The 18,889-nt window shown below is 54.2% G+C and carries 18 protein-coding genes; 11 read left to right on the top strand and 7 right to left on the bottom strand.

The window, feature by feature from the left end; all coding sequences use genetic code 11:
• The first annotated feature begins 3 nt into the window (after positions 1–3).
• The 6 genes from cheY (at position 4) to ACLD3P_RS07110 (ending at position 6,232) form a co-directional block, all read left to right on the top strand.
• A complete protein-coding gene (gene cheY / locus ACLD3P_RS07135; RefSeq protein WP_000763861.1) occupies positions 4–393 on the top strand; it encodes a chemotaxis response regulator CheY in 390 nt (129 codons plus the stop codon).
• Between the two features lie 10 nt (positions 394–403).
• Complete coding sequence (cheZ, locus tag ACLD3P_RS07130) at positions 404–1,048, top strand: protein phosphatase CheZ (protein WP_000983585.1); 645 nt, start codon at positions 404–406, stop codon at positions 1,046–1,048.
• 193 nt (positions 1,049–1,241) lie between these two features.
• Complete coding sequence (gene flhB / locus ACLD3P_RS07125) at positions 1,242–2,393, top strand: flagellar biosynthesis protein FlhB (protein WP_131046107.1); 1,152 nt, start codon at positions 1,242–1,244, stop codon at positions 2,391–2,393.
• Positions 2,386–4,464: a flagellar biosynthesis protein FlhA gene (gene flhA, locus ACLD3P_RS07120; protein ID WP_000002386.1), complete on the top strand. Its 2,079-nt coding sequence runs from the start codon at positions 2,386–2,388 to the stop codon at positions 4,462–4,464. Before flhB ends, flhA begins: the two co-directional genes overlap by 8 nt.
• Positions 4,464–4,856 (top strand): flagellar protein FlhE, encoded by a 393-nt coding sequence (flhe, locus tag ACLD3P_RS07115; RefSeq protein WP_001233619.1) that lies wholly within the window; start codon positions 4,464–4,466, stop codon positions 4,854–4,856. Before flhA ends, flhe begins: the two co-directional genes overlap by 1 nt.
• Positions 4,857–5,092: 236 nt before the next feature.
• Positions 5,093–6,232 carry a glycoside hydrolase family 105 protein gene (locus tag ACLD3P_RS07110; protein WP_024798340.1) on the top strand — a complete coding sequence of 380 codons (1,140 nt, stop codon included), beginning with the start codon at positions 5,093–5,095 and terminating at the stop codon, positions 6,230–6,232.
• Between the two features lie 53 nt (positions 6,233–6,285).
• On the opposite strand, the gene mrdA is transcribed toward ACLD3P_RS07110, so the two are convergent.
• Both mrdA and argS read right to left on the bottom strand, forming a co-directional pair.
• The gene (gene mrdA, locus ACLD3P_RS07105) at positions 6,286–8,157 is read right to left on the bottom strand and encodes a penicillin-binding protein 2 (RefSeq protein WP_052944134.1); all 1,872 of its coding nucleotides are present in this window, start codon (positions 8,155–8,157) and stop codon (positions 6,286–6,288) included.
• A gap of 188 nt (positions 8,158–8,345) precedes the next feature.
• Positions 8,346–10,079, bottom strand: a complete 1,734-nt coding sequence (gene argS / locus ACLD3P_RS07100) for an arginine--tRNA ligase (protein ID WP_411006455.1) — start codon at positions 10,077–10,079, stop codon at positions 8,346–8,348.
• A 236-nt stretch (positions 10,080–10,315) separates the two neighbouring features.
• Here argS and ACLD3P_RS07095 point away from each other — a divergent pair, with 236 nt between their 5' ends.
• Positions 10,316–10,885 (top strand): VOC family protein, encoded by a 570-nt coding sequence (locus ACLD3P_RS07095; protein ID WP_000024796.1) that lies wholly within the window; start codon positions 10,316–10,318, stop codon positions 10,883–10,885.
• Between the two features lie 19 nt (positions 10,886–10,904).
• Positions 10,905–11,651 (top strand): copper homeostasis protein CutC, encoded by a 747-nt coding sequence (gene cutC / locus ACLD3P_RS07090; RefSeq protein WP_131046104.1) that lies wholly within the window; start codon positions 10,905–10,907, stop codon positions 11,649–11,651.
• Between the two features lie 235 nt (positions 11,652–11,886).
• Here cutC and cmoB read toward each other — a convergent pair whose 3' ends face one another.
• Genes cmoB through ACLD3P_RS07065 form a run of 5 tightly spaced genes read right to left on the bottom strand, consistent with a single transcriptional unit; the run spans position 11,887 to position 15,468 of the window.
• Entirely contained in the window at positions 11,887–12,858 is a 972-nt protein-coding gene (cmoB, locus tag ACLD3P_RS07085) for a tRNA 5-methoxyuridine(34)/uridine 5-oxyacetic acid(34) synthase CmoB (protein WP_000569026.1), read from the bottom strand.
• Positions 12,855–13,598, bottom strand: a complete 744-nt coding sequence (cmoA, locus tag ACLD3P_RS07080; RefSeq protein WP_000019612.1) for a carboxy-S-adenosyl-L-methionine synthase CmoA — start codon at positions 13,596–13,598, stop codon at positions 12,855–12,857. Before cmoA ends, cmoB begins: the two co-directional genes overlap by 4 nt.
• 40 nt (positions 13,599–13,638) lie before the next feature.
• The gene (locus ACLD3P_RS07075) at positions 13,639–14,034 is read right to left on the bottom strand and encodes an MAPEG family protein (RefSeq protein ID WP_131046102.1); all 396 of its coding nucleotides are present in this window, start codon (positions 14,032–14,034) and stop codon (positions 13,639–13,641) included.
• 52 nt (positions 14,035–14,086) lie between these two features.
• On the bottom strand, positions 14,087–14,905 hold the full coding sequence (locus ACLD3P_RS07070) for a DUF72 domain-containing protein (protein ID WP_000639226.1): 819 nt from the start codon (positions 14,903–14,905) through the stop codon (positions 14,087–14,089).
• On the bottom strand, positions 14,902–15,468 hold the full coding sequence (locus ACLD3P_RS07065; protein WP_000916144.1) for a hydrolase: 567 nt from the start codon (positions 15,466–15,468) through the stop codon (positions 14,902–14,904). Before ACLD3P_RS07065 ends, ACLD3P_RS07070 begins: the two co-directional genes overlap by 4 nt.
• Positions 15,469–15,792: 324 nt before the next feature.
• Here ACLD3P_RS07065 and aspS point away from each other — a divergent pair, with 324 nt between their 5' ends.
• From aspS to ACLD3P_RS07050, 3 genes are all read left to right on the top strand, one after another.
• The gene (gene aspS / locus ACLD3P_RS07060) at positions 15,793–17,565 is read left to right on the top strand and encodes an aspartate--tRNA ligase (RefSeq protein ID WP_001258629.1); all 1,773 of its coding nucleotides are present in this window, start codon (positions 15,793–15,795) and stop codon (positions 17,563–17,565) included.
• Positions 17,566–17,658: 93 nt separating this feature from the next.
• Complete coding sequence (nudB, locus tag ACLD3P_RS07055) at positions 17,659–18,111, top strand: dihydroneopterin triphosphate diphosphatase (protein ID WP_023181459.1); 453 nt, start codon at positions 17,659–17,661, stop codon at positions 18,109–18,111.
• A gap of 29 nt (positions 18,112–18,140) precedes the next feature.
• Positions 18,141–18,881, top strand: coding sequence for a YebC/PmpR family DNA-binding transcriptional regulator (locus ACLD3P_RS07050; RefSeq protein ID WP_000907242.1), 741 nt, complete (start codon positions 18,141–18,143; stop codon positions 18,879–18,881).
• Positions 18,882–18,889: the final 8 nt, after the last annotated feature.

Genomic DNA, 18,889 nt, shown 5'->3' with positions numbered 1-18,889 from the left:
TTTATGGCGGATAAAGAGCTTAAATTTTTGGTTGTGGATGACTTTTCGACCATGCGTCGTATCGTGCGCAACCTCTTAAAAGAGCTTGGATTTAACAATGTGGAAGAGGCCGAAGACGGCGTCGATGCACTGAACAAGCTCCAGGCGGGCGGCTTTGGTTTTATTATCTCCGACTGGAACATGCCGAATATGGATGGCCTAGAGCTGCTGAAAACCATTCGCGCCGATAGCGCCATGTCGGCGTTACCCGTGTTGATGGTCACGGCGGAAGCCAAAAAAGAGAATATTATCGCCGCCGCACAGGCTGGCGCCAGCGGTTATGTCGTAAAACCGTTCACCGCAGCGACTCTGGAAGAGAAGCTCAACAAAATCTTTGAGAAACTGGGCATGTGAGGATGCGATGATGATGCAACCATCTATCAAGCCTGCTGATGAAGGCTCAGCAGGAGACATCATTGCGCGCATCGGTAGTCTGACCCGAATGCTGCGCGACAGCCTGCGTGAACTGGGGCTGGACCAGGCGATTGCCGAAGCGGCGGAGGCGATCCCTGATGCGCGCGACCGTCTGGATTACGTCGTCCAGATGACGGCGCAGGCGGCGGAACGCGCGCTAAACAGTGTCGAAGCCTCGCAGCCGCATCAGGATGCGATGGAGAAAGAGGCGAAAGCGCTAACCCAACGTTGGGACGAGTGGTTTGACAATCCGATCGAGCTTGCCGACGCCCGTGAACTGGTGACGGATACGCGCCAGTTTCTCAGGGATGTCCCGGGCCATACCAGCTTTACTAACGCGCAACTGCTGGACATCATGATGGCGCAGGATTTCCAGGATCTGACGGGTCAGGTGATCAAACGCATGATGGACGTGATTCAGGAGATTGAGCGCCAGTTATTAATGGTACTGCTGGAAAACATCCCGGAACAGAGCGCACGACCAAAACGCGAGAACGAAAGCTTACTCAACGGCCCGCAGGTGGATACCTCGAAAGCTGGCGTCGTCGCCAGTCAGGATCAGGTGGACGACCTGCTGGACAGTCTTGGGTTTTAAGCTTTTTTGACCTGATGGCGCTGCGCTTATCGGGTTCGAATCCGTCAACCCGGCCGGATACGATACTTTCTTATCGTATCCGGCTATCTCTATTAACGCCATAAACCCCGCCTTTTTTACCGCTTACTCTGCCCATTGGCGTAAAGCGGTTCTGGCATCATTCTCGCTTATCAATCTATCCAGGGTTTGCTGCGTGGCAGAAGAGAGCGACGACAACAAAACAGAAGCCCCCACACCCCACCGACTTGAAAAAGCGCGGGAAGAAGGGCAGATCCCCCGTTCCAGAGAACTGACCTCACTGCTGATATTGCTGGTGGGCGTTTGTATTATTTGGTTCGGCGGCGAGTCGTTAGCGCGGCAGCTGGCGGGAATGCTCTCAGCAGGCCTGCACTTCGATCACCGTATGGTGAACGATCCTAACCTGATCCTGGGGCAGATAATTTTGCTGATTAAAGCGGCGATGATGGCACTGCTACCGCTTATCGCGGGCGTGGTGCTGGTGGCGCTTATCTCGCCGGTTATGCTTGGCGGCCTGATTTTTAGCGGTAAGTCGCTACAGCCAAAATTTTCTAAATTAAACCCGCTGCCGGGAATTAAGCGCATGTTTTCGGCGCAGACCGGCGCGGAACTGCTAAAAGCGGTGTTGAAATCCACGCTGGTCGGCTGCGTTACCGGCTTTTATCTCTGGCATCACTGGCCGCAAATGATGCGCCTGATGGCGGAGTCGCCGATCGTCGCAATGGGGAATGCGCTGGATCTGGTTGGACTCTGCGCGTTACTGGTGGTACTGGGCGTGATTCCGATGGTGGGATTTGACGTGTTTTTCCAGATCTTTAGCCACCTGAAAAAATTACGCATGTCGCGGCAGGACATTCGCGACGAATTTAAAGAGAGCGAAGGCGATCCGCATGTTAAGGGCAAAATTCGCCAGATGCAACGCGCCGCCGCGCAGCGCCGCATGATGGAAGATGTGCCGAAAGCGGACGTCATTGTCACTAACCCGACGCACTATTCCGTGGCGCTGCAGTATGACGAAAACAAAATGAGCGCGCCGAAAGTGGTCGCGAAGGGGGCTGGATTAATAGCGCTGCGCATTCGCGAGATCGGCGCTGAACATCGGGTTCCCACTTTAGAAGCGCCGCCGCTGGCGCGGGCATTATATCGCCACGCCGAAATCGGTCAGCAAATTCCCGGGCAGTTATATGCTGCCGTTGCGGAAGTGTTGGCCTGGGTCTGGCAGCTTAAACGCTGGCGGCTTGCGGGCGGGCAACGTCCTCCACAACCTGAGAACCTTCCGGTGCCAGAAGCGCTGGATTTTATGAACGAGAAGAATACTGATGGCTAATCTGGTCGCGATGCTGCGCCTGCCCAGCAACCTGAAATCGACGCAATGGCAAATTCTTGCCGGGCCGATCCTCATTCTGCTGATTTTGTCGATGATGGTGCTGCCGCTACCTGCTTTTATCCTCGACTTATTGTTTACCTTTAATATTGCGCTATCGATTATGGTGCTGCTGGTGGCGATGTTTACCCAGCGTACTCTGGATTTTGCCGCGTTTCCGACCATTCTGCTGTTTACCACGCTACTGCGTCTGGCGCTTAACGTAGCCTCAACGCGCATTATTTTGATGGAAGGGCATACCGGCGCGGCGGCGGCGGGAAAGGTGGTGGAGGCGTTTGGTCATTTCCTGGTCGGCGGTAACTTCGCGATCGGGATTGTGGTTTTTATCATCCTCGTCATTATCAACTTCATGGTCATCACCAAAGGCGCCGGACGTATTGCCGAAGTCGGCGCGCGCTTTGTGCTGGACGGTATGCCCGGCAAGCAAATGGCGATTGACGCCGATCTTAATGCCGGTCTGATTGGTGAAGACGAGGCCAAAAAACGGCGTTCGGAAGTCACTCAGGAAGCCGATTTCTACGGCTCGATGGACGGGGCAAGTAAATTTGTGCGCGGCGACGCCATCGCCGGTATTCTCATCATGGTCATTAACGTGGTAGGCGGGCTGCTGGTCGGCGTATTGCAGCACGGAATGAGCATAGGCAGCGCGGCGGAAAGCTACACCCTGCTGACCATTGGCGACGGCCTGGTCGCCCAGATCCCGGCGCTGGTTATCTCCACGGCGGCGGGCGTCATTGTGACCCGCGTCAGTACCGATCAGGATGTAGGCGAGCAGATGGTTGGCCAACTGTTCAGTAATCCAAGGGTGATGCTGCTGGCGGCGGCGGTGCTGGGGCTGCTTGGCATGGTGCCAGGAATGCCTAACCTGGTATTTTTACTCTTTACCGCCGCTTTGCTCGGCCTGGCATGGTGGCTGCGCGGGCGTGAAGAAAAAGCGCCGGAGGAGCCGCAGCCGGTAAAAATGCCGGAAAATAACTCGGTGGTCGAAGCCACCTGGAATGACGTACAGCTTGAGGATTCACTGGGGATGGAAGTGGGCTACCGCCTGATCCCGATGGTGGATTTTCAACAGGATGGCGAATTGCTCGGACGTATTCGCAGTATTCGTAAAAAATTCGCTCAGGATATGGGGTTCCTGCCGCCGGTTGTCCATATTCGCGACAATATGGATTTACAGCCTGCGCGCTACCGTATTTTGATGAAAGGGGTAGAGATTGGCAGCGGGGACGCCTATCCGGGACGCTGGCTGGCTATTAACCCCGGCACGGCGGCGGGAACGCTACCGGGTGAGAAAACCGTCGATCCAGCTTTTGGCCTTGATGCCATCTGGATTGAAAGCGCCCTGAAAGAGCAGGCGCAAATTCAGGGCTTTACCGTTGTTGAAGCCAGTACCGTTGTGGCGACGCACCTTAACCACTTGATTGGCCAATTCTCCGCCGAACTGTTTGGCCGCCAGGAAGCGCAGCAACTGTTGGATCGTGTCTCTCAGGAGATGCCTAAACTCACGGAAGATCTGGTCCCCGGCGTCGTGACCCTCACGACTTTACACAAAGTCCTGCAAAACTTATTGGCGGAAAAAGTCCCGATTCGCGATATGCGCACCATTCTGGAAACGCTGGCGGAACATGCGCCGTTACAAAGCGATCCGCATGAATTAACCGCCGTGGTACGCGTGGCATTAGGACGAGCGATTACGCAACAGTGGTTCCCCGGTAATGAAGAAGTGCAGGTGATTGGCCTGGATACCGCGCTGGAGCGTTTGCTGCTTCAGGCATTGCAGGGCGGCGGTGGACTTGAGCCTGGGTTGGCGGATCGCCTGCTGGCGCAGACGCAAGAGGCGCTTTCTCGCCAGGAAATGCTTGGCGCGCCGCCGGTATTGCTGGTTAACCATGCGCTACGTCCATTATTGTCCCGCTTTTTGCGGCGCAGTTTACCGCAGCTGGTGGTGTTGTCGAACCTTGAGCTTTCCGATAACCGTCATATCCGCATGACGGCGACCATTGGAGGAAAATAATGCGTAAATGGCTGGCGTTGTTGCTCTTTCCCCTGACGGTTCAGGCCGCAGGCGAAGGCGCGTGGCAGGATAGCGGTATGGGCGTAACCTTAAATTACCGGGGCGTTTCCGCATCGTCTTCGCCATTGTCGGCGCGTCAGCCGGTTTCCGGTGTGATGACGCTGGTCGCCTGGCGTTATGAACTGAATGGCCCGACCCCCGCGGGCTTACGGGTACGTTTATGTTCCCAGTCCCGTTGCGTAGAACTTGATGGTCAGAGTGGCACGACCCACGGTTTTGCCCATGTTCCCGCAGTCGAGCCGCTCCGCTTTGTCTGGGAAGTCCCCGGCGGCGGCCGGCTTATCCCGGCGTTAAAAGTGCGGAGCAACCAGGTGATTGTGAACTACCGCTAACCGCCCCTTTCTTTGCCAGGTAGCAGACCTGACTCTCTTTTTGAATAAATAGAAACGCCGTTTTATAAAATGGTGAGATAGGTTGCCGGACTCTTTGCGTTTTTGCCATTTACGCTCTGGCAATGGCAGAAACAAAAAGGTTTCCGCCCAGCTTAGCTTTTACTGTAGCGAATCGACTGCGTCGGCGGTAAAACTGCACGCAGCACTGAATTCGACATTACACAGAGGTTAAGCAAATGATGGTTTATCCAGTCAAACACAGTCCGCTATTGCGTCAGCCTGAGCATTTTATCACCAGAGATGAACTAAAAGCCCTGGTGCAAAAGGTGACGCATAACCTGGTCAATATTAAAGATGAGACAGGCGAATTTTTATTGCGACTGGACGACGGACGCGTGATCGATACTAAAGGCTGGGCCGGATGGGAGTGGACGCACGGCGTGGGCCTGTACGGAATGTATCACTATTACCAACAGACCGGTGACCAGACGATGCGTAAGATCATTGATGACTGGTTTGCCGATCGCTTTGCGGAAGGCGCGACGACGAAAAACGTTAATACGATGGCGCCGTTTTTAACGTTGGCGTATCGCTATGAAGAGACGCGTAATCCAGCGTATTTACCGTGGCTGGAAACGTGGGCCGAATGGGCGATGAATGAAATGCCCCGTACCGATCACGGCGGAATGCAGCACATCACGCTGGCGGAGGAAAATCATCAGCAGATGTGGGACGACACGCTAATGATGACGGTGCTGCCGCTGGCGAAAATCGGTAAGCTGTTGAACCGGCCGGAATATGTGGAAGAGGCAACCTATCAGTTCCTGCTACACGTGCAGAATTTGATGGATAAAGAGACGGGGCTGTGGTTCCACGGCTGGAGCTATGACGGTCATCATAACTTCGCTAACGCTCGCTGGGCGCGCGGCAACAGTTGGCTGACCATTGTGATCCCGGATTTTCTTGAACTGCTGGACTTGCCGGAAAACAATGCCGTGCGCCGTTACCTGGTCCAGGTACTGAATGCGCAGATCGCCGCGCTGGCGAAATGTCAGGATGAAAGCGGTTTGTGGCATACGCTGCTTGACGATCCGCACTCTTATCTTGAGGCGTCGGCGACGGCGGGTTTTGCCTACGGTATTCTTAAAGCGGTGCGCAAACGCTATGTCGAACGGCACTATGCGCAGGTGGCGGAAAAAGCTATTCGGGGGATAGTGAAACATATCTCGCCGGAAGGCGAACTGCTGCAAACGTCATTTGGTACTGGCATGGGCCACGATCTCGATTTTTACCGTCACATTCCGTTGACCTCTATGCCTTACGGGCAGGCGATGGCAATGCTGTGTTTGACGGAATATCTGCGTAACTATTTCTGATGTATGCGGATATTCCGGCCGTATCCTTGTCTGATGACGCTTTGCTTATTTGACTATGGCGCCTGATCCGGCTGTGTGGTATCAGCCTGTGGATCAAACAGGTGGTCAAGGATTTTTCGCATGATGGGCGCGGCGGTAACGCCGTCGCTTCCGCCGTTTTCCAGAATCAAGGCAATAGCGACCTTAGGGTTTTTATACGGTGCAAAAGCGGTATAAAACACATGATCGCGCAGGCGAATGGGGATCATTTTCGCGTTGTAGGTCTGATTTTCTTTCAGGCTAAATACCTGCGACGTGCCGCTTTTGGCCGCAATGCCGTAGGGCGCGGTGTGAAAGAACTTATAGCCCGTTCCGTTGGGTGCATTCGCCATGCCATACATCGCCTGACGCACCAGTCCCCAGTATGGTGACGCCGGATCGGCTATCTGTGCCGGTGTTCCTGAAGGACGATACGGAACCACCGTTTTGCCGCTCTCTTCATTGAGTAACAGGTGAGGGGCAATCACCTTACCGTTGTTGATGAGCGCCACCATCGCTTTTACCATCTGGATGGGGGTGGCAATCCAGTAACCCTGGCCGATGCCGACAGAGATGGTATCGCCCTGATACCAGGCTTTTTTATGGACCCGCTGTTTCCATGCGCGGCTGGGAAGCAGCCCGTCATACTCTTCATTAAGGTCGATACCCGTCGGTTTGCCATAGCCGAACTGAGACAACATCGTGTCGATACGGTCAATACCCATCATATAAGCGACCTGATAGAAAAAGGTATCCGCAGATTCCTCAATCGCTTTAGTGACATCCAGCATACCGTGTCCGGTTTTTTTCCAGTCCCGGTAATGACGCTGCGTGCCGGGAAGCGTCCAGGTTGGCGCGCCAAAGAAGGTGGTTTGCGGCGTAATAATCCCGCATAACAGCGCGGACATCGCCATATAGGGTTTAACCGTTGACGCCGGGGGATAAAGCCCTTGCGTCACGCGGTTGATCAGCGGCAGATTTTTATCGTGCAGCAGTTTGCCGTAATCCTGATAGCTAATGCCTTTTACAAAGGGATTCGGGTCGTAGCTGGGCATAGATACCATCGCCAGCACTGAACCATCGTGCGGATCTTCAACCAGTACGGCAGCACGCTGCCCGGCCAGCAAACTTTCAATGTACTCTTGTAAATGGAGATCCAGCGTCAGGTGAATGTTCTTACCCGCGATGGGAGGAACGTCTTTCAGCAGGCGGACAATACGCCCGTGATTATCCACCTCGACCTCCTGATAACCGGTTTTGCCATGAAGATCGTTTTCGTAGTAACGCTCAATCCCCTGTTTACCGATGTTATGGTCCGCCGCGTAATTCTCTGCCAGCCCTTTTTTATCCAGCGCTTTAAGGTCGTTATCGTTTATCTTTGACACGTAACCGAGAACATGCGCCAGCTCCGCGCCGTAAGGATACTGCCGATCCTGATAGCTATTGATCGTGACGCCGTTGAAATGAAACTGATTGACCGCAAAGCGTGCGATTTCAACATCCGTTAGCGCGTTTTTGAGCACTACCGGACGATAGCGGCTACTGGATTTTAGCGCATGGCGAAAGTCGGCGATATCATCGGGGGAGAGATCAACAATAGGGGTGAGCTGTTTTAGCAGCGCATCCATATCGGCAATTTTATAGGGCGTAACCGCGATATCATACCAGGTTACGTTACGCACCAGCGGAATGCCGTTGCGATCGTAAATGATGCCGCGCGTGGGCGCGACGGGTAGCATCTTGATATCGTTCTCATTCGAACGGGTGGTGTAGTAGTGGTGCTGGCGGATTTGCAAGTTATAGAGGTTGAAGATCAGGATACCAAAGCAGACAACCACTACACCAAACGCCACAATCACACGTCTCAGGAAGAGTTTCTCTTCCGCATCAAAGTCTTTAAAAGTCATTACCTGTACCTGAACAATCCGCCGCCTAATGATACGGGGCGGTCAGCGCCAGCACAGGTAAAAGATGTTCCATCTCTCTATAGAAATGTGTCATTCCTTGTGATTTGTTACAGATATACCGCTGTGGCAATAAAAAGGCCTGAGTCCGTTCCCCGGAATCAGGCCTGATGATGTTAACGACGGCGCGTTTACATGCGTTCTACGGTTTCGATACCCAACGTATCCAGACCCAGTTTCAGCGTCTTCGCCGTCAGTTGCGCCAGTTTTAGGCGGCTATTGCGAACCGCGTCATTCTCGGCGCTGAGAATAGGGCAGTGCTCGTAGAAGCCGGAGAACAGCCCGGCGACGTCATACAGATACGCGCACATGACGTGCGGCGTACCTTCACGCGCGACCACCGTCAGGGTTTCTTCAAACTGCAGCAGACGGGCAGCGAGCTGCGCTTCGCGATCTTCGCTAATGATAACCGACGCGCTCGCCAGCGCCTGCTCGTCGATGTCCGCTTTACGGAAAACAGACAGCACACGCGTATAGGCATACTGCATATAAGGTGCGGTATTGCCTTCGAAAGCCAACATATTATCCCAGTCGAAGATATAGTCAGTGGTGCGGTTTTTTGACAAATCGGCGTATTTCACCGCGCCAATACCGACGGCGTTAGCCAGTTTTTCCAGCTCGTCAGCCGGCATATCCGGGTTCTTCTCCGCCACCAGACGACGCGCGCGCTCCAGCGCCTCATCCAGCAGGTCCGCCAGTTTCACCGTACCGCCCGCGCGAGTTTTAAACGGTTTACCGTCTTTACCCAACATCATGCCGAACATGTGGTGTTCCAGCGGAACGGAATCCGGTACATAACCGGCTTTGCGCACAATGGTCCAGGCTTGCATCAGGTGCTGGTGCTGACGGGAGTCAATGTAGTAGAGCACGCGGTCGGCGTGCAGCGTTTCGTAACGGTATTTGGCGCAGGCGATATCGGTAGTGGTATACAGATAACCGCCATCTTTCTTCTGAATAATGACGCCCATCGGGTCGCCTTCCTTGTTTTTAAACTCATCAAGGAAAACCACCGTTGCGCCTTCGCTTTCAACCGCCAGGCCTTTGGCTTTCAGATCGGCGACAATGCCCGGCAGCATCGGATTATACAGACTTTCGCCCATCACATCGTCACGCGTCAGAGTGACGTTCAGGCGATCATAGGTGATCTGGTTTTGCGTCATCGTGATATCAACCAGCTTACGCCACATCTCACGGAAATAGGTATCACCGCTCTGCAATTTGACGACGTAGTTACGCGCGCGCTCGGCAAACGCTTCATCTTCGTCATAATGCTTTTTCGCATCGCGGTAAAATCCTTCGAGATCCGCCAGCGCCATATCGCCCGCGTTTTCCTGCTGCTGTTTTTCCAGCCAGGCGATAAGCATACCGAACTGGGTGCCCCAGTCGCCGACGTGGTTAGCGCGAATAACATGATGGCCCAGAAACTCCAGCGTGCGTACTGCCGCATCGCCGATAATCGTGGAGCGTAGATGACCAACGTGCATCTCTTTCGCGACGTTGGGCGCGGAGTAGTCGACGACAATCGTCTGACGAGTCGGCTGAGAAACGCCCAGACGTTCGGAGGCCAGCGCCTGTTGCACCTGTTCAGCGAGAAAAGCCGGTTCGAGGAAAATATTGATAAAGCCAGGGCCGGCGATTTCAACCTTGCTGGCGATGCCGCTGAGATCCAGATGAGTCAGCACCTGCTCTGCAAGTTGTCGGGGGGCCATACCCAGTTTTTTCGCAACTGCCATCATGCCGTTGGCCTGATAGTCGCCGAACTGAACTTTGGCTGACTGACGAACCTGGGGCTCGCAATCTGCAGGCGCGCCTGCAGCAATCATGGCCTGACTAACTTTTTCTGAGAGAAGAGCCTGAATATTCACCGGAATACCTTACGTTTATGAAGCGGACTGTATTGCCCGCGCCAGTTTAAGAATTAGGGCGGGAGTATACTGCAAATGCCCGTTGGCGTCAGCATTGCGCGCGCGGCGCGTCGCCTGAAATATACGCAACAATAATCTGCATAAGCATTCAATAAACGCCCAATCAAATCAAAGGTTGGTTGCCGGGGCGCAACAGCGTAAATTAGCGGTTTTCACAGCAAGAAGAGCGTCCTGATATGGCGAACTGGCAACACATTGATGAACTGCATGATATTTCCGCAGATTTACCGCGATTCACTCTGGCGTTCAGAGAACTTTCCACTCGCCTTGGTCTGCAGATTAGCGCCCTTGAGGCCGATCACATTTCATTGCGCTGTCACCAGAATACGACGGCGGAGCGTTGGCGTCGCGGTTTTGAACAATGCGGCGAGCTACTGTCGGAAAATATCATCAACGGCAGGCCGATTTGTCTGTTTAAACTGCATGAACCGGTATGTGTGGAACACTGGCGGTTTTCTGTTATTGAATTACCGTGGCCGGGAGAAAAACGCTATCCACACGAAGGGTGGGAGCATATTGAAATCGTGCTGCCCGGCGAGCCGGAGACCTTGAACGCGAGGGCTCTGGCGTTGTTGTCGGATGAGGGGCTTAGTCAGCCGGGGATCGTGGTTAAAACCAGTTCGCCACAGGGCGAGCATGAACGTTTGCCAAACCCTACGCTGGCTGTGACCGATGGCCGCGTCACGGTAAAATTTCATCCATGGTCGATTGAAGCGATTGTCGCCAGCGAACAGGCGGCCCATTAACCTGCCGAGCGGAGTGAATATGGCGTTACTTGAGATCTGTTGTTACAGCATGGAATGTGCGCTCACCGCGCAGCGAAACGGCGCGGATCGTATCGAACTGTGCGCCGCGCCGAAAGAAGGCGGGCTTACGCCTTCTTTCGGCGTCTTACGCAGCGTGCGCGAGCATATTACGATTCCCGTACATCCGATTATTCGTCCTCGCAGCGGGGATTTTTATTACACTGACGGCGAATTTGCCGCCATGCTGGAAGATATCCGCCTCGTCAGAGAGTTGGGTTTTCCTGGGCTGGTTACTGGCGTGTTGACCGTTGATGGGGATGTCGATATGTCGCGAATGGAAAAAATAATGGCGGCGGCCGGGCCGCTGGCGGTGACATTCCACCGCGCCTTCGATATGTGCGCTAATCCCTTCAATGCGCTAAAGAATCTGGCTGACGCAGGCGTAGCAAGAGTACTGACTTCCGGACAAAAAGCCGATGCGGCGCAAGGTTTATCAATAATTATGGAACTTATTGCCCAGGGGGATGCTCCAACCATTATGGCTGGTGCGGGGGTTCGTGCAAATAACCTGCAGAATTTCCTCGATGCCGGAGTACGGGAAGTACACAGTTCCGCCGGAGTCTTACTGCCTTCGCCGATGCGCTATCGCAATCAGGGGTTATCGATGTCTGCCGATATACAGGCGGACGAGTATTCTCGCTATAGAGTAGAGGGTGCGGCGGTCGCTGAAATGAAAGGAATCATTGTTCGCCATCAGGCCAAATGATTTTTACCGTTGCATCATGTCGCCCAATATGATGCTTGCTCGTACCAGGCCCCTGCCAATTCAACAGGGGCCTTTTTTTCTCCTTCATATTTCAAGCCGCAGCAGCGTTGGCCGCCTCGCGCACCCCGGTCACGTAACTACCTACGTTCCCGGGGATTTGCTGCGTTGCCGCCTTGCTGCAACTTGAACTATTTTGGAGAAACGGTGCTATACGTAACGGTCATTCGGCAATCCATCACGGTTTACGCGCAATCAGCACCGCGCGCTGCGGGGCGGGATAGCCTTCCACCGTCTTGCTGCGATCGTTCGGGTCAAGAAAATCGGCTAGCGACTCGGTAACCATCCATTCGGTACGGCGCTGCTCTTCGGTGGTAGTGACGCAGACATCGGCGATACGCACGTCAATAAAGCCGCATTTTTCCAGCCATTTTTTTAATGCCGGCGCGGAAGGAATAAAATAGACGTTACGCATCTGCGCGTAGCGGTCACCCGGCACCAGTACGGTATTTTCGTCGCCGTCAACGACCAGCGTTTCCAGTACCAGTTCACCCTCGTTGACCAACTGATCTTTTAACTGCCACAGATGCTCCAGCGGCGAGCGACGGTGATAAAGCACCCCCATCGAGAAGACGGTATCAAATGCTTTCAGCGCCGGGAGTTGTTCAATGCCCAACGGCAGCAGATGCGCGCGCTGATCGTTACCCAACAGTTTACGCACCGCCTCAAACTGGCAGAGGAAAAGCTGCGTAGGATCGATGCCGACCGCCAGATGTGCGCCCGCGCCAATCATCCGCCACAGGTGATAGCCGCTGCCGCAGCCGACATCAAGGATCGTCCGGCCGGTTAAATCTGACAGATGCGGCAGTACGCGATCCCACTTCCAGTCGGAGCGCCATTCGGTATCAATATCTACGCCATAAAGCGAGAACGGGCCTTTACGCCACGGCATCAGATTACGCAGCAACGTATCGATACGCTTTAGCTGACCTTCGCTGAGCGGCGTTTCGCTTTCCGCCGTGACACTGTGCAGTAAATCCAGCCGCCAGGGCGTAATTTCCGGTAAAAATTCTACCGCGTTCGACCACTGTTTAAACAAGCCATGCTGCTGCTCGCGTTGCCAGGCGGCAATCTGCGCGGGCAATGTTTCCAGCCAGTGGGAGAGATGATTTTTAGCAATGAGCTGATAAAAGTTACCAAACTCGATCATGCGGCAACTCCGGCTTTTAACGCGACAAGCGACCCGAAATTAAAGCACTGGAACCACAGTTCACTGTGTTCGAAACCCGCCTTACGCAGGCGCGCTTTATGTGTTTCCACCGAGTCGGTGAGCATCACGTTTTCCAGCATACTGCGCTTCTGGCTGATCTCCAGTTCGCTGTACCCATTCGCGCGTTTAAAATCGTGGTGCATGTTGAATAACAGCTCGCCCACTTTCGCGTCTTCAAAGCTAAATTTTTCCGACAGTACCAGCGCGCCGCCGGGATTCAACCCCTGGTAAATCTTATCCAGCAATGCCTGGCGTTCGGCAGGTTCAAGGAATTGCAGGGTAAAATTCAGCACCACCATCGAGGCGTTTTCAATAGTGATATCGCGGATATCGCCTTCAACAACTTCAACCGGCGTTGGCGCTTTATATGCATCAATATGGCGGCGGCAGCGTTCTATCATGGCCGGGGAGTTATCGACGGCGATAATGCGACAATGCTCATGGCGGATATTACGCCGAACAGACAGCGTCGCGGCGCCCAGCGAGCAGCCCAGATCGTAGACCTGCGTGTTCGGCTGCACAAAGCGTTCAGCTAACATGCCGATCATGGAGATGATGTTGGAGTAGCCTGGTACCGAACGCTGAATCATGTCGGGGAAAACTTCGGCTACTCGTTCATCAAAAGTCCAGTCGCCGAGACGGGCGATAGGCGCAGAAAAAAGCGTGTCGCGGTGAGACATAACGTATACATCCGGGAAAAATAAAGGCGCATATTGTGCGCTAATACAGGGAGAAAACCAACTCCCAGGGCATATACCACAGGTTTGCCAGCACCATCAGCAACAATGCGCACCAGGTCGCGCTCATCCCCGCCCGCCGCCAGCGGAACAGGCGGTGGTGAAAACCGTAATAATGCATCAGCCGACCGGCGATTAAAATGATGCCGCAGATATGCACCATCCACGTTTCGGCGCCGTTCATTTCCATAAACAGCAGCAGCACCAGCGCGACAGGAATATATTCCACCGCGTTGCCATGAATACGGATGGCGCTTTGCAATTCGCTAAAACCGCCGTCGCCATAGGCGACACGGTACTGCATTCGCAAGCGAACGACATTAAAAGAGAACTTCATTAATAATAACGCACCCAAAATGGCATACAGCGCGCTTACCATACAAACTCCCTTTTAAAATGGCTGATGGCACTGTCTATGATAGGGGGCATTTTCAGAAAAGAGAAGATTGCTGTGGAATGGACGGAGCAGTGCCGATTTCCGGTAAGACGCTGCGTAAATCATGCCAAAGCGTATTCACCAGTTCCGGCGCCTGTGCGATATCCGGAGTATGTAAAAACAGAAAAGGCGTGGTGGTCTGCCGCCACTGCGGGAGTTTCTGCAACCAGGCGGCGAAAAACTCACGGTTTTGCGCCATATTATCGCTACCGATAAAACGCACCATCGGATGGCTGGCCGTCACGACCGCATGTACCGGGACTTTGGGTTTTTTTCGCTGCGCGTCGCGGACGGCCTCGCTGTGGGGATGGGCGGCATGTACCGGACGACTATCCAGGATCACGCGGTTTACGCCGCGCGCGTGTAACCCGCGATTGAGCCGCTGTTCATCCTCACCTTTGTCAAAAAAACACGGATGACGAACTTCTACGCCGTAGGTAAACGTGGCGGGGAGCGCATCAAGAAACTGCCATAAGGCGGGGAGATCGCGCGGTCCAAAGGCGGCGGGCAACTGCAGCCAGTATTGGCCAATACGCGTTTCCAGCGGTGCCAGCCGGGTAAAAAACGCCTGTACCAGATCGTCGCAATGGCGCAGCGCGGCCTGGTGAGAAATGGTGGCGGGAAATTTAAAGCAAAAACGGAAATCGTCCGTAGTTTGCGCATACCAGCGATCGACAATTTCCGCTTTCGGCAGCGCGTAAAGCGTGGTGTTGCCCTCCACGCAATTAAAGTGGCGGGCATACTCTTCCAGACTGGTGATGCCGAGCCGCGCCCATTTCGGGTGCGACCATTGCGGCAAGCCAATGTAGATCATAAGGCGTTTAAAATATCCTCTACGCTGCGTACCCGGCCAATGCGCGGGAAAATATGCGTCATACTGCTCTGATGCTGCTCACTGCTGGCGGCGCTACAGGCATCTTCGGCAATAATAAGGTTAAATCCCAACTCCCAGGCGTTGCGCGCTGTGGATTCGACGCCGATATTGGTTGAGATCCCGCACAATATGATGGTGTCGATACCCCGGCGGCGAAGCTGTAATTCCAGGTCGGTGCCGTAAAACGCGCCCCACTGGCGTTTAGTCACTTCCAGATCGCTGTCCTTTTTACCCAATGCCGTAGGCCAGGTCCACCAGTTTTCCGGCAACGCGTGCGCAGGCGTTGCGGCATCCACCGGCTGTTTTAACGCTTCGGCATAATCATCAGACCATCCGACGCGTACCATAACCACGGGCGAGCCGTTGGCACGACACTTTTCCGCCAGCCGCGCGGCGCGGGCGACCACCTCATTTGCCGTATACGGGCCGCCGGCAAACGGAAGAATTCCTTCCTGTAAATCAATAACCACCAGGGCGGTTGTGGTCGCGTTGAGTTTCAACATGATAATCACTCTCCTAAAAATAGCGGATTTCACTACACCTTAAGCGCGATTAAAGAGGAAAGCGGCGACAAATATTGTTAATTTTTGTGAGCATACGCAATACCCGCGTGAAAAACCCGGGTACAGTCAGTATGAACCAGGCGTCGATACCGCATGAAACGGGCAAGTTATCGCTCCCATGCTGGATTGACTCTTATCGTGCGGCAGAATTTCCAGTATAATAGCCGCCTTTTTTCATCCAGTTGTGACATACAGCTAAAGCTGCGACTTCGTCGCCTGCATGGCAGGCAACAATCCGCCTGCGGCTAAGTTAAGGGATATCTCATGCGTACAGAATATTGCGGACAGCTACGTCTGTCCCACGTGGGGCAGCAGGTGACTCTGTGTGGTTGGGTCAACCGTCGTCGTGATCTTGGCAGCCTGATCTTTATCGATATGCGCGACCGCGAAGGTATTGTGCAGGTGTTCTTCGATCCGGATCGTGCGGACGCGTTAAAGCTGGCCTCTGAACTGCGTAATGAGTTCTGCATTCAGGTTACGGGCACCGTGCGTGCGCGTGACGCGAAAAACGTCAATGCGGATATGGCGACCGGCGAAATTGAAGTGCTGGCGTCCTCTCTCACTATCATCAACCGCGCAGACTCACTGCCGCTTGACGCTAACCACGTTAATACCGAAGAGGCGCGTCTCAAGTACCGCTATCTGGATTTGCGTCGTCCGGAAATGGCGCAGCGCCTGAAAACTCGCGCCAAAATTACCAGCCTGGTGCGTCGTTTTATGGACGATCACGGTTTCCTTGATATTGAAACGCCGATGCTGACCAAAGCCACGCCGGAAGGCGCGCGCGACTATCTGGTGCCTTCGCGCGTGCACAAAGGTAAATTCTACGCGTTGCCGCAGTCGCCGCAGCTGTTCAAACAGCTCCTGATGATGTCCGGTTTCGACCGTTACTATCAGATAGTCAAATGCTTCCGTGATGAAGACTTACGTGCTGACCGTCAGCCGGAGTTTACTCAGATCGACGTCGAGACCTCCTTCATGACCGCGCCACAGGTGCGCGAAGTGATGGAAGCGCTGGTGCGCCATTTGTGGCTAGAAGTGAAAGGCGTGGATCTGGGGGATTTCCCGGTCATGACGTTTGCCGAAGCGGAACGTCGTTACGGTTCCGACAAACCAGACCTGCGTAACCCGATGGAACTGGTGGATGTCGCTGACCTGCTGAAATCGGTAGAGTTCGCGGTCTTCGCGGGCCCGGCTAACGATCCGAAAGGCCGCGTGGCAGCGCTGCGTGTGCCTGGCGGCGCACAGCTTAGCCGTAAGCAGATCGACGATTACGGTAACTTTGTTAAGATCTACGGCGCGAAAGGCCTGGCATATATCAAAGTTAACGAGCGCGCGAAAGGTCTGGACGGGATTAACAGTCCGGTGGCCAAGTTCCTGACCGCCGACATCGTCGACGCTATCCTTGAACGTACCGGCGCGCAGGACGGCGACATGATCTTCTTCGGCGCAGATAACAAAAAAGTGGTTGCCGATGCGCTGGGCGCGCTGCGTCTGAAACTGGGCAAAGACCTGAGCCTGACCGACGAAGACAAATGGGCGCCGCTGTGGGTGATTGACTTCCCGATGTTCGAAGACGACGGCGAAGGCGGTCTGACCGCGATGCACCATCCGTTCACCGCCCCGCGTGACATGACGGCGTCTGAACTGAAAACTGCGCCGGAAGAAGCCGTCGCTAACGCTTACGATATGGTGATTAACGGCTATGAAGTGGGCGGCGGTTCGGTGCGTATTCACAACGGTGAAATGCAGCAAACCGTATTTGGTATTCTCGGTATCAATGAGCAGGAGCAGCGCGAGAAGTTCGGCTTCCTGTTGGATGCGTTGAAATACGGTACGCCGCCGCATGCGGGCCTGGCGTTTGGTCTGGACCGTCTGACCATGCTGTTGACCGGCACCGACAATATTCGTGATGTTATCGCCTTCCCGAAAACGACCGCCGCCGCGTGTTTGATGACCGAAGCGCCGAGTTTCGCCAACCAGGCAGCGTTGACGGAGTTGGGTATTCAGGTTGTGAAGAAAGCCGAGAATAACTGATATGAACAATGTACACGACATCATTCGCGTGATATCACGGCGGCCCGCAAGGGCGAGTCTCATCCGTCACCCAACAGCCAACAACGAGGTCGCGTGAAGGATAAAGTGTACAAGCGCCCCGTTTCGGTCCTGGTGGTTATTTTCGCGCAGGATACGAAACGGGTGCTAATGTTGCAGCGACGCGATGACCCGGATTTTTGGCAGTCAGTGACTGGCAGCATAGAAGAAGGGGAGACCGCGTTGCAGGCCGCCGTACGTGAAGTCAAAGAAGAGGTCACGATTGATGTTGCGGCAGAGCAACTGACCTTAATCGACTGCCAACGTACGGTGGAGTTTGAAATTTTTTCACATTTACGTCATCGCTATGCGCCGGGCGTCATGCACAATACAGAATTCTGGTTCTGCCTTGCGTTACCGCATGAGCGGCAGGTGATATTCACTGAACATCTGACGTACCAGTGGCTTGATGCGCCTGACGCGGCGACGCTTACCAAGTCCTGGAGTAACCGGCAAGCGATTGAAGAGTTTGTCATTAACGTCGCCTGAAAAGGCGCGCTTTTTTTGAGGAAATATTTATGGCAGGTCATAGTAAATGGGCCAACACCAGACATCGTAAAGCTGCGCAGGATGCCAAGCGCGGTAAAATCTTCACTAAAATTATTCGTGAACTGGTAACGGCAGCTAAATTGGGCGGCGGCGATCCGGATGCCAACCCGCGTCTGCGCGCGGCTGTAGATAAAGCGCTGGCCAACAACATGACCCGCGACACTCTGAACCGTGCCATCGCTCGCGGTGTGGGTGGTGATGAAGACTCAAACATGGAAACCATCATCTATGAAGGTTATGGTCCTGGCGGCACGGCCATTATGATTGAGTGTCTGAGTGACAACCGTAACCGTACCGTAGCGGAAGTGCGTCATGCTTTCAGCAAGTGCGGCGGTAATCTGGGTACCGATGGTTCAGTGGCGTACCTGTTCAGTAAGAAAGGGGTCATCTCCTTTGAGAAAGGCGATGAAGACACCATCATGGAAGCCGCTCTGGAAGCTGGCGCGGAAGATGTTGTGACCTATGATGATGGCGCGATTGATGTTTACACTGCCTGGGAAGAGATGGGCAAAGTGCGTGACGCGCTGGAAGCGGCGGGTCTGAAAGCGGACAGCGCCGAAGTGTCCATGATCCCGTCAACCAAAGCGGATATGGATGCGGAAACCGCGCCGAAACTGCTACGTCTGATCGATATGCTGGAAGACTGTGACGATGTTCAGGAAGTCTACCATAACGGTGAGATCTCTGATGAGGTGGCGGCGACCCTGTAATGGTGCTG

It is taken from the genome of Salmonella sp. 741265073_HBA (assembly GCF_046569105.1).
Lineage (GTDB): Bacteria > Pseudomonadota > Gammaproteobacteria > Enterobacterales > Enterobacteriaceae > Salmonella > Salmonella enterica.
This window is presented reverse-complemented; position numbering and strand designations above follow the sequence as displayed.